Source organism: Humidesulfovibrio sp. (assembly GCF_031082295.1).
Lineage (GTDB): Bacteria > Desulfobacterota > Desulfovibrionia > Desulfovibrionales > Desulfovibrionaceae > Humidesulfovibrio.
This window is the reverse complement of sequence record NZ_JAVHLD010000003.1, coordinates 175,803-186,276: the sequence shown is the minus strand read 5'-3', so window position 1 is coordinate 186,276 and position 10,474 is coordinate 175,803. Positions and strand designations below refer to the sequence as shown.

Below are 10,474 nucleotides of genomic sequence, written 5' to 3'. Positions count from 1 at the left end.
CCGCCGGAGGCATCTCCCGGCTCTGGCCGCCGGCGGCATCCCAGGCCAAGCAGCTCGCCCATTGCCAGCGCGTGTCGCGGGATGTACTCCTGTCGCATCGCATCATGTCGCCACAGGGGGGGAGCATGTCGCACGAGAAGCCTCGGGTCGTCATCGTCGGGGCCGGTTTTGCCGGGGTTTTTGCCGCGCGCGAGCTGGCCGGAGCCGAGTGCGACGTGTTGATTGTGGACCGCAACAATGCGCACGCGTTTTTGCCGCTGTTGTACCAGGTGGCCACCTCTGCGGTGGAGTCGGAGCACATTGCGGCGCCGGTGCGGGGTATCATCCGCAACATGGGTTCCAAGGCGGCGAACCTGGACTTCTGCATGGCCGAGGTGAGCGGTGTGGACTTTGCGCGGCGGGTGGTGCAGGCCGAGGGCCAGTACGGCGCGAAGCTTGAGCTGCCGTATGACTATCTGCTGCTGGCCCCTGGCAGCGTGACCAATACCTTCGGGACGCCCGGCGTGGATGAGCACGCCTATTCGCTCAAGAATCTGGAGGAGGCTGTGCGTTTGCGCAACCACATCCTGCGCAGTTTTGAGGCGGCGGCCTGGATGAAGGACGAGGACGCCCGCCAGCGGGCGTTGTGTTTCGTTGTGGTTGGCGGCGGGCCAACGGGCGTGGAGCTGGCCGGGGCCATGGCCGAGCTCATGGGCGGTGCGCTGCGGCGCGATTTCCCCCGGCTGGGGCTGGCCACGCCCTGCGTGACGCTGCTTGAGGCCGGTGACGGCCTGCTGCCGGGTTTTCCCGACTCCCTGCGCGGTTACGCGAAGCGGAAGCTTGAGGCCCTTGGGGTGGACGTGCGCCTGGGCGCGCAGGTGGCGGGCGTGACGCTGGAGGGGGCGCGGCTCAAGGACGGGGGCTTCGTCCAGGCGGAGACGGTGGTCTGGACGGCGGGGGTCAAGGGCGAGCCCGTGGCGGGGCGGCTGGGCCTTGCCGTTGCGCCGAACGGGCAGGTGCTGGCGCGGCCCACCTTGCAGAGCCAGGAGCATCCGGAGGTCTTCCTGGCGGGCGACATCTGCCGGGCGGAGCATGCCGGGCGACCGCTGCCCATGTTCGCGCCACCGGCCATCCAGGAGGGCCGCCACGCGGCGCGGGGCATCCTGCGGCTGCTGGACGGGCGCGCGCCGCAGCCGTTCCGGTACGTTGACAAGGGCATGATGGCCACCATCGGCAAGAAGGCCGCGGTGGTGCGCCTGGGCGGGTTCTCGTTCAAGGGGCTGCCCGCCTGGCTGCTGTGGCTGGCGGTGCACCTGGCCTATCTCATCGGCTTCCGCAACCGGCTCTTCGTCCTGGCCAACTGGGCCGTGGACTATTTCTGGTCCGAGCGCTGCGTGCGGCTCATCAGCCGCCGGAACCCGCTGGCTTAGCCGCTGGCGGCGTGCCCTCCAGGCCCAACAGCACCACGCGGTTGCGGCCCTGGTTCTTGGCCAGGTAGAGGGCCTCGTCGGCCCGGCGGATGACGTCGTCGATGTTCTGGTCCTCAGGCGACACCAGGGTGCCGCCCAGGCTGATGGTCACGGGCTCGTCCAGTCCGGCTTGGCTGTTCAGCCTGGTCTCGATCAGTGTGCGGGTGCGCTCGGCGATTTCGGCCAGGCGCGCCGCGTCCACGCCGTCGAGCACCATGAGGAACTCCTCGCCGCCGTAACGGCCGAAGGTGTCGTACTGACGCATGGTGCCGGAGATGATGGCCGCCAGCTCGCGCAGCACCACGTCGCCTTTCTGGTGGCCGAAGCGGTCGTTGACGGCCTTGAAGTGGTCCACGTCGATCATCAGGCAGCCCAGCTGGGAAAGGTTCCGGCGTTGCCGGGCGAAGCCCTCGGTGAAGCGGCCCATGATCGCGGCGCGGTTGGCCACGTTGGTCAGCATGTCCGTTGTGGCCATGCGTTGCAGAAGCTCGCGCGATTCGTCCAGGCGCAGCTGCATCTGGCGGAAGAAGTACCACAGGGTCAGCAGCAGCAGCGCAAGGGTGAAGCTGCCCTGGGCGAAAATGATGATGTTGTTGTAGCGCAAGGTGCGGTTCAGCTCGTCGATGTCGAAGTTGACGCTGATGCCGCCGCGCACCTGGCCCACGCTGTAGCCCTGCTTGGCGTGGCAGGTGAGGCACGACTGTTCCACCATGAGCGGGGCCATGTAGCGGAAACGGGCTCCCTCTGGCTTGTCCTCCATGACGAAGGACTCCTTGGTCCCGGCCTCGAAGCTCTGCAGCGCCTGTATCTCGAAGGGGTCCGCGATGTTGCGCGGGTTCAGCGGCCGCATGCTGGTGATGTGGAAGGTGAAGGTGTCCTTGTCGCCAATCAGCTCGGATATCTCCCGGGTCATGAGCGCCGGGTTCTTCTTGGTCAGCACCTGGCCGTCCGCGGCCTTGAGGTCCGGGTTCTCCAGGTACGGGTTGGACTGCATGCCAGGGCGCTTGACCACGAAAACCCCGCCGTGCAGGGCGTTCCACTTGCGGGTGAGCACGATGCCGCCAAAGTGCGCGCGGGCGCGGGCGAGAACTTGGTCCTTGAGCAGGTCGCTGCTGCGTATGGAAAGCCCCAGAAAGACGCCGGAGATGCAGAGGCCGATGATCAGGCTCGCGATGAGGAAGAAGCGTTTGAAGATGTGCTGGTCGTTTGCCATGAGGTACCCCGAGCGCGCATTTTTGACAGAGGACGGAGTCGTTGTCCACAAAAATGCGAATAGTTACTGGCTAGATTCTGAGAACCAGTTCGAACTCGCCGCCGGGTTGCGGCCGCGACTTGTAGGGGGGGGTGCCTTGGCCACCGCAAGGGCGGCCGTCAGAAGATCAGGAGCCTTTGGCCCTGCGCCGGTTCAAGTAGCTGAGAATCAGCTCCGACGCCTGGATGCCCAGGCCAAGGCCCAGGCTGGCCATGGTGAGCTTGCGCCGGAAGCTGGCCCAGGCCGTGTGCGCCTCCAGCAGGACCAACTGGCGCCTGAGGTCGCAGCGGGCCACGAGGCGGGCTTTGTCCGCCTGGATCTGGCTCAATTCGCTGTCTAGAAACATGCCTTGTCCTTTTTCAGTTCGGCCACGCTTTGGGCGAACAGTCCCGGGCCTTTCAGGCGGCGCTTGAGGGCGCAGAGCGCCCCCAGGCCCATGGCCAGGGCTGCTGCGGCAGCCACCACCAGCCCCGCCACGCGCCACTCCGGGGGCAGGGCGAGGATGCCCGCCGCCGCCAGCAGCACCAGCCCGCAGAGCACCAGCGTCGCCCCCGCCAAGGCCAGGAGCAGCAACTGGAGGATGCGCACCCTGTCCTCGCGCAGTTCAAGCGCCAGAAGCTCCAGGCGGTCCCCCAGGGTTTCCGTGGCCAGTCCGCCCAGGCGGGAGGCCGAGGCGGCGAGTTCTTTGAGCGCGGTTGCGACGCGGGGCATGCTACTTCCTCGACAGGACCCAGCCAAGCAGCAGGCCCACGATGAACGTGCCGCCGATGACGTGGTAGGGCTTGTCCTTGACGATCTTGTCGGTTTCGCTGGCGGTGTGCTTGACGCTGTCCAGCAGCTTGTAGCCATACTCGCCGTAACGGTCCTTGGCATTGGCCATGGATTCCGACAGCGCCTGGCGGGCCTTTTTCACCTGCTCGTCGATCTCGCCGCCGGTGGCCTCCAGCAGGGCTTGGGCGTGGTGCATGATCTCATGCAGCTCGGCGCTCATCCGTTCCGTGTTGCTCAAAGAGTCACTCATGGTCTGCCTCCTGGTCCGATAATGTGGAAAGACTTGCCCAGGCATGGGCGCTGCTTTTACACTTGAATGCAATATATCCACCCTGTTTGGTTTTGTCCACGTCTTTGCCTGATATTATCGCGCACTTCATCGTGCCCCGTTCCTTGCACGCAACTTCCCCCCGTTTACCTGCGCGCGGATTTGCTCTACAAGGAAGCCAGGCGGGGCGGCCCGCCTTCTTCTTGTACGCCATACGGCCGGCGACAACGGCCAGGGACAACGACCCAGAGACAACGGACGGCAACCCCATGCGCATCTCCGACAGACTCAAGAAGCTCAAGCCCTCGGCCACGCTGGCCGTTAACGCCAAGGCCCAGGAGCTCAAGGCCCAGGGCCGCGAGATCGTCAGCCTCGCCGTGGGCGAGCCGGATTTCGGCACCCCGGCCCACGTGTGCGAGGCCGCCAAGAAGGCCATCGACGACGGCTTCACCCGCTACACCCCGGTGCCGGGCATTCCCGACCTGCGCACGGCCATCGCCGGGTATTACGGCCAGTTCTACGGAGTCTCGGCCAAGGCGGAGCACACCATGGCCAGCACCGGCGGCAAGCAGGTGCTCTACAACCTGCTCATGGCCCTCATCAATCCCGGCGACGAGGTGCTCATCCCCGCGCCGTACTGGGTCAGCTACCCGCCCATGGTGGAACTGGCCGACGGCGTTCCGGTCATCGTGCCGACCACCCCGGAGAGCGGGTTCCTGGTCAGCGTGCGCGACCTGGAGGCCTCCTGCACGCCGCGCACCACGGCGCTCATCCTGAACACGCCCTCGAACCCCACGGGCTGCCACTACGAGCAGGCCGCCCTGGACGAGATCGCCCGCTGGGCCAAGTCCAAGGGCATCTTCATCATTTCCGACGAGGTCTACGACCGCCTGGTGTACGACCCGGCCAAGCCCAGCACGCTCTCCGGCCTCTGGCAGCAGCACCCGGAGAACGTCGCCATCGTGGGCGCGCTGTCCAAGAGCTTCTGCATGACCGGCTGGCGCATGGGCTGGGTGCTCGGACACGCCGACCTCATCAAGGCCTGCTCCAAGATCCAGGGCCAGAGCACGTCGAACATCAACAGCATCACGCAGAAGGCGGCCATCGCCGCGCTCACCGGCCCCTGGGACCTGGTGGACGAGATGAAGGTCTCCTTCCTGCGCCGCCGAGACCTCGCGCTTGAGATCATCCGCTCCTGGCCGGGCGTCACCTGCCCCAAGCCCGACGGCGCGTTCTATCTCTTTCCGGTGATCGACAAGTACTACACCGAGGAGACGCCGGACTCCGCCGCGCTGTGCACCAAGTTCCTGGAGGAGGCGGGCGTGGCGCTGGTGCCGGGCAGCGCCTTCGGCGACGACCGCTGCGTGCGCTTCTCCTACGCCGTGGCCGACGAGGTGCTCACTCGCGCCCTGGCCAAGGTGGGCAAGGTCCTGCTAGGAAAGTGATCTGGTTTTCTCACCGCAACCCTGAAAGGGGGCTTCCATGACCGCAGGTTCGACGCATCAGGACATTCTGGACTGGACCAACGCCTCGTGGGAGCGTCTCCCGGCCTCCGCGGACCTGCGCGCCCGCGCGGGCGAGATGGCCGGGAAGCTCGCGGGGGAGATCGCCGCGGGCAAGCTGCCCTTTCTCGCCACGCCCTTCATGGCCGCCCTGGAAAAGGAGCTGGCCGAGCTGGAGGGCGGCTTCCTGAAGCGCTTCGAGCACATGCTGCTGCTGGGCATCGGCGGCTCGGCCCTGGGCGCGCGTGCGCTGCAAAAGGCCTTCGCGCCCGGCCAGGACCTGCCCGGCCACAAGGGCAAGTCGCTGTGGATCATGGACAACGTGGACGCGGCCGTGCTTGAGGCCCACCTGGAGCGCCTGCCCGCGGACAAGACCCTGGTCTACGTGGTCAGCAAGTCCGGCGACACCATCGAGACCATCGGCCAGTACTTCCTGGTGAAGGACTGGCTCAAGGCGGCCCTGCCGGGAAACTGGAAGAACCACCTGCTGCTCAACACCGACGAGAACAAGGGCTACCTGCGCGAGGAGGCCACCGCCTTCGGCATCCGCACGCTGCCCGTGCCCGACAACCTGGGTGGCCGCTACTCGGCCATCTCCGCCGTGGGCATGGTGCCCGCCGCGTTCCTCGGCATGGACTGGCGCGGGCTGGTCAAGGGCTTCCAGACCGTGGCCGCGCCCCTGGCCGACCCGAAGCTCGACGCGGCCAAGCTGGCCGCGCACCCGTCCTTCGAGTTCGCGGTGTGGGGCAAGGCCCTCATGGACGCGGGCTGCCTGGAGCTCATCACCTTCTTCTACATCCCGGCCTGGTCGAGCTTCGCCGACTGGTTCGCGCAGCTCTGGGCCGAGAGCCTGGGCAAGGACGGCATGGGCTCCCAGCCCATTCCCGCCGTGGGCGCCACGGACCAGCACAGCGTGAACCAGATGTTCCTGGACGGCCCGCGCAACAAGGCCTGCCTGTTCGTCGAGAGGGCGGAGGGGCCGGAAGGGCTGCCTTTCCCCAAGGACATGCCGGCGATCTTTGACTACCTGCAGGGCAAGCGCTTCGGCGAACTCTTGCCCGCCGAGGCTTTGGGCACGCGCATGGCGCTGACCCAGAGCCAGGTGCCGCTGGTGTGCCTGCGCCTGGGAAGGGACGACGCCCATGCCGCGGGCAAGATGATGGCGCTCCTGGGCGCCGCCACGCTGCTCACCGGCTGGCTCATGGGCATCAACCCCGTTGACCAGCCCGCCGTGGAACTGGGCAAGCGCCTGGCCAAGGCGCGGCTGGGGGCCTCCGGCCTGGCCGAGGAGAAGGCCGCGCTGGCGGCGTTCACCACCGGCGGGCGCGACGAGCGGGGGTTTTAGCCGTTGGGAATCTACAAGAGCCTGCTGGCGGCCAAGAAGCCCTTGCAGTTCGTGAAGGTCCTCACCTGGACCTTCCTGATCCTGATCCTGGTGAGCAACCTGGGCCTGGCGGTGTTTCTGTCCAAGTACGCCGAGCGCGTGCTGCTGGAGAAGCAGAAGGAGTTCGGGCTGCTCCTGTCCGAGAACCTCTCGCACCAGATCTTCACGCGCTTCACCCTGCCCACCATCATCGGCTACGGGCAGATCTCCCTGCGCAACCCGGAGCAGTTCACCCGGCTGGACCAGGTGGTGCGCAGCACCATCCACAGCTTCCGCGTGCGCGAGGTGCGCATCTACGACCCGAACCTGCGCATCACCTACTGCACTGACCCGAACCTGCTGAACCGCACCGGCCTGGCCGGAGAGGGCGTCAAGCGCGCGCTGACCATGGAGGAGCCGAGCTTCGAGCTGTTCAGCCAGATCTCCGGGGCCACGGCCCTGTTCCGGCTGCAGCTCAAACCCGGCAGCGTGGTGCTGCGCGGGTTCGCGCCCCTGCGCATGGAGCGCAGCTTCGGCCCCGGCGTCAAGAACCCCATCATGGGCATCCTGGAGTTCAGCCAGGACATCACCGACGACTACATGGCCGTGGTCAACTTCGAGCGCCTGGTCTACTCGACCTCGCTTCTGACCAGCCTGGTCCTGTTCATGCTCATCGTCACCATCCTGCGCCGGGTGGACCGCATCAGCGCCGAGCGCCAGGCCGAGAAGGAGAAGCTGCTGCACCAGCTGCACCAGCAGGAGAAGCTCGCCGGCATGGGCCGCATGGTGGCCGGCGTGGCGCACGAGATCAGAAACCCGCTGGGCATCATCCAAAGCAGCGCCGAGCTGGTGTTCAAGAAGGCCAAGGCCGACAACCACCCGCACACGCGCATCATCGAGGCCATCTACGACGAGAGCAGGCGCCTCTCGCGCACGGTCAACGACTTCCTCGACTACGCGCGCCCGCGCCAGCCGCGCATGGACGTGGTGGACCTGTGCCGCATTCTGGAGCAGGCGGCGGTGTTCCTTGAGAACGAGTGCGAGGCCAAGGGCATCGCCCTGGCGCGGCATTGCCCCCCCGGAACCAGCGTCCTGGGCGACAAGGATCTCTTGTACCGGGCGGTGTACAACGTGCTCGGCAACGCCATGCAGGCCATGACCGAGGGCGGGGCCATCGAGGTGCTGGCGCGCGCCGTGCCCGAGGCCGAGCTGACCGGCGAGGAAGGGCTGCCGGAAGAGGGCGCCCCCTGGCTGGAGCTCAGCGTGCGCGACTCCGGCCCGGGCTTCGACCTGGACAACATGGACAAGATGAAGGACCCCTTCTACAGCACCAAGGACACCGGCACGGGCCTGGGCCTGGCCATCGTCACCAGCATTGTGGAGAGTCACGGCGGCCATGTGGGCCTGAAGAACCATCCCGAGGGCGGCGCCATCGTCTCCCTCTGGCTGCGCCTGGCCAACGCGGGCAAGGCCGTCCCGGCGGAAGCTCCCCCCGCCTCCCCCGTCGCTCCGGGCCAGTAGCCCGGCGACTGCAAAAGCCTCATGGAGCATGCATATGTCTGGAAACATTCTCATTTTAGATGACGAGCTGAACTACCTGCTCGTGCTTGAGGCCATCCTGTCCGACGCGGGCTACAAGGTCACCACCCTGTCCGACCCGGAGATGGGCCTGGCCTTCCTCGAAGAGTCCGAGGTGGACGTGGTGGTCACGGACATGAAGATGCCCAAGCTCACGGGCAAGGACGTGCTCGACCACGTCAAGAAGCACTACTCCTACATCCCGGTGCTCATCATGACCGCCTTCGGCAGCATCGAGGCCGCGGTGGAGGCCATGCGCACCGGCGCCTTCGACTACATCACCAAGCCGTTCAGCAACGAGGAGCTTCTGCTCTCCATCTCCAAGGCCATGCAGTTCGCCCGCGCCCAGCAGGAGAACAGGCACCTGCGCCGCCAGATCCAGGAGCGCTTCGGCCCGGAGAACATCGTGGCGCGCGACAAGAGCATGCGCCACGTGCTGGACATGGTCCACCGCGCCGCGCCCAGCCGCAGCACCGTGCTCGTCACGGGCGAGTCCGGCACCGGCAAGGAGCTCATCGCCAAGGCCATCCACAACGAGTCCCCGCGCAAGGACGGGCCGTTCATCTCGGTCAACTGCATGGCGCTCAATACCGGCGTGCTGGAGAGCGAGCTCTTCGGCCACGAGAAGGGCAGCTTCACCGGCGCGGTCTCGCGCAGGCGCGGGCGCTTCGAGCTGGCCGACAAGGGCACCCTGTTCCTGGACGAGATCGGCGAGCTGTCCCACGACATGCAGGTGAAGCTTTTGCGCGTGCTGCAGGAGCGCCAGTTCGAGCGCGTGGGCGGCACCGAGGCCGTGGAGGTCGACATCCGCATCGTGGCCGCCACCAACCGCGACCTGACCAAGGCCGTGGCCGACGGGCGCTTCCGCGAGGACCTGTTCTACCGCCTGAACGTGGTCAGCATCGAGCTGCCCCCCCTGCGCGAGCGCCGCGAGGACATCCCGTTTCTGGCCGCCCACTTCCTGGACCGCTACGCGCGTGAGAACAACCGCGAGCTGAAGGGCTTCACCCCGTCGGCCATGGACTACCTCTCGGCCTATGAGTGGCCGGGCAACGTGCGCCAGCTGGAGAACGTCATCGAGCGCTGCGTGGTCATGTGCACGGGCGACACCGTGGACGCCGAGGACCTTCCGCCGGAGATCAAGGACGAGGAGTCGCAGTTCAAGAGCGCCGTGGACCTGCTGCCCACCAAGCTCGACCTCTCCGACACCCTGGAGAAGATCGAGGGCGCGGTGATCCGCCGGGCGCTGGTGCGGGCCGACTTCGTGCAGGTCAAGGCGGCGGAGCTTTTGAACGTGTCGAAGAGCCTGCTCCAGTACAAGCTCAAAAAGTACAACATCTCTGCGAAGTAGAGAGCAATCGCTCCTGTCTGGCGACGGGAAGGGAGGAGGGCTCATGGGCTCGGGAGAGGGCAAGAAGAACATTGTCATTTGGGGAGCGGTCGGGCTGGCCGCGGTGGCCATCGTGGTGGCGCTGGCCTGGCCAGGCATTCGCGGCGCGAAGTTCAAGGAGATATTCGGGCGCAACGTCCAGAAGGCCCGGCTGGTGGGCAGCATGCGCGTGAACCTCTACGCCGTTGCCGAGGCCGAAAAGGCCGCCGTGCTGGCCGAGACGGACGAGGCCTCCACGGAATACGCCAAGCGCTCGCGCCTTGCCGTGGAGCAGGTGGCGGCGGCCCTGGCCGAGTGCAAGGCCTTGGCCGTCGAGCCCTCGCCCGATGCCGAGCAGCTCAAGGCCTTCGAGCAGGCCTTCACCGAGTTCCGCAAGGTCAACGAGGAAGTGCTGGCCCTGGCGGTGCAGAACACCAACCTCAAGGCCCAGGCCCTGTCCTTTGACCAGTCCTTCGCCGCGCTGGACCGCATGGAGCAGGCGCTGTCGCCGTACCTGGAAGGGCAGCGGGGCAACCCCAAGACGGGCCGCGTGGCGGCGCGCGCCCTGGCCGAGGCCCTGCGCGTGCAGGCCCTGCAAGCCCCGCACATCATGGAGAAGACCGAGGCGCGCATGACCGAGATCGAGGCGCGCATGGCCGCGGCGGACCGGCTGGTGCGGGCGTCGCTGTCGTTTCTGATCAACCGCCTGGGCGAGAAGGGCGCGCCGGAGCAGGCGCTGGCGGCGTACAACGACTTTCAGAAGATTACGGGCGAGGTGGTGCGCCTCTCGCGCGAGAACACCAACGTGCGCTCCCTGGTGCTGACGCTGGACCGCAAGACCAAGGCCCTGGCCATGTGCGACGAGGCCCTGCGCGCCATGGAGGCCAAGGTCCACGAGGACATGGCCAAGGGCACGAAGTAGG

Annotated in this window: 10 protein-coding genes; 6 read left to right on the top strand and 4 right to left on the bottom strand. The window is 66.9% G+C overall.

Going from position 1 to position 10,474, the window contains the following annotated elements:
- Positions 1-125 precede the first annotated feature (125 nt).
- The gene (locus RDU24_RS03285; protein ID WP_308734309.1) at positions 126-1,409 is read left to right on the top strand and encodes an NAD(P)/FAD-dependent oxidoreductase; all 1,284 of its coding nucleotides are present in this window, start codon (positions 126-128) and stop codon (positions 1,407-1,409) included.
- Here RDU24_RS03285 and RDU24_RS03280 read toward each other — a convergent pair.
- From RDU24_RS03280 to RDU24_RS03265, 4 genes are all read right to left on the bottom strand, one after another.
- Entirely contained in the window at positions 1,384-2,661 is a 1,278-nt protein-coding gene (locus RDU24_RS03280) for a diguanylate cyclase (RefSeq protein WP_308734308.1), read from the bottom strand. The genes RDU24_RS03285 and RDU24_RS03280 overlap by 26 nt on opposite strands.
- Positions 2,662-2,827: 166 nt before the next feature.
- A complete protein-coding gene (locus RDU24_RS03275) occupies positions 2,828-3,046 on the bottom strand; it encodes a hypothetical protein (protein WP_308734307.1) in 219 nt (72 codons plus the stop codon).
- Positions 3,037-3,411 carry a phage holin family protein gene (locus tag RDU24_RS03270; RefSeq protein WP_308734306.1) on the bottom strand — a complete coding sequence of 125 codons (375 nt, stop codon included), beginning with the start codon at positions 3,409-3,411 and terminating at the stop codon, positions 3,037-3,039. Before RDU24_RS03270 ends, RDU24_RS03275 begins: the two co-directional genes overlap by 10 nt.
- Before the next feature lies 1 nt (position 3,412).
- Positions 3,413-3,721, bottom strand: coding sequence for a DUF883 family protein (locus RDU24_RS03265; protein ID WP_308734305.1), 309 nt, complete (start codon positions 3,719-3,721; stop codon positions 3,413-3,415).
- Positions 3,722-4,008: 287 nt separating this feature from the next.
- Here RDU24_RS03265 and RDU24_RS03260 point away from each other — a divergent pair, with 287 nt between their 5' ends.
- From RDU24_RS03260 to RDU24_RS03240, 5 genes are read left to right on the top strand one after another with little or no spacing between them, the layout of a single operon-like run.
- On the top strand, positions 4,009-5,184 hold the full coding sequence (locus RDU24_RS03260) for a pyridoxal phosphate-dependent aminotransferase (protein ID WP_308734304.1): 1,176 nt from the start codon (positions 4,009-4,011) through the stop codon (positions 5,182-5,184).
- A gap of 37 nt (positions 5,185-5,221) precedes the next feature.
- The gene (locus RDU24_RS03255) at positions 5,222-6,586 is read left to right on the top strand and encodes a glucose-6-phosphate isomerase (protein ID WP_308734303.1); all 1,365 of its coding nucleotides are present in this window, start codon (positions 5,222-5,224) and stop codon (positions 6,584-6,586) included.
- A 3-nt stretch (positions 6,587-6,589) separates the two neighbouring features.
- On the top strand, positions 6,590-8,125 hold the full coding sequence (locus RDU24_RS03250; RefSeq protein ID WP_308734302.1) for a sensor histidine kinase: 1,536 nt from the start codon (positions 6,590-6,592) through the stop codon (positions 8,123-8,125).
- Positions 8,126-8,159: 34 nt separating this feature from the next.
- Positions 8,160-9,533 carry a sigma-54-dependent transcriptional regulator gene (locus RDU24_RS03245; protein WP_308734301.1) on the top strand — a complete coding sequence of 458 codons (1,374 nt, stop codon included), beginning with the start codon at positions 8,160-8,162 and terminating at the stop codon, positions 9,531-9,533.
- 43 nt (positions 9,534-9,576) lie between these two features.
- Positions 9,577-10,473, top strand: coding sequence for an MCP four helix bundle domain-containing protein (locus RDU24_RS03240; RefSeq protein WP_308734300.1), 897 nt, complete (start codon positions 9,577-9,579; stop codon positions 10,471-10,473).
- Position 10,474: the final 1 nt, after the last annotated feature.

Bases quoted from the DNA above. Each gene is read 5' to 3' on its own strand.
- RDU24_RS03285 (WP_308734309.1), top strand. From the start codon at position 126: ATGTCGCACGAGAAGCCTCGGGTCGTCATCGTCGGGGCCGGTTTTGCC.
- RDU24_RS03280 (WP_308734308.1), bottom strand. From the start codon at position 2,661: ATGGCAAACGACCAGCACATCTTCAAACGCTTCTTCCTCATCGCGAGC.
- RDU24_RS03275 (WP_308734307.1), bottom strand. From the start codon at position 3,046: ATGTTTCTAGACAGCGAATTGAGCCAGATCCAGGCGGACAAAGCCCGC.
- RDU24_RS03270 (WP_308734306.1), bottom strand. From the start codon at position 3,411: ATGCCCCGCGTCGCAACCGCGCTCAAAGAACTCGCCGCCTCGGCCTCC.
- RDU24_RS03265 (WP_308734305.1), bottom strand. From the start codon at position 3,721: ATGAGTGACTCTTTGAGCAACACGGAACGGATGAGCGCCGAGCTGCAT.
- RDU24_RS03260 (WP_308734304.1), top strand. From the start codon at position 4,009: ATGCGCATCTCCGACAGACTCAAGAAGCTCAAGCCCTCGGCCACGCTG.
- RDU24_RS03255 (WP_308734303.1), top strand. From the start codon at position 5,222: ATGACCGCAGGTTCGACGCATCAGGACATTCTGGACTGGACCAACGCC.
- RDU24_RS03245 (WP_308734301.1), top strand. From the start codon at position 8,160: ATGTCTGGAAACATTCTCATTTTAGATGACGAGCTGAACTACCTGCTC.
- RDU24_RS03240 (WP_308734300.1), top strand. From the start codon at position 9,577: ATGGGCTCGGGAGAGGGCAAGAAGAACATTGTCATTTGGGGAGCGGTC.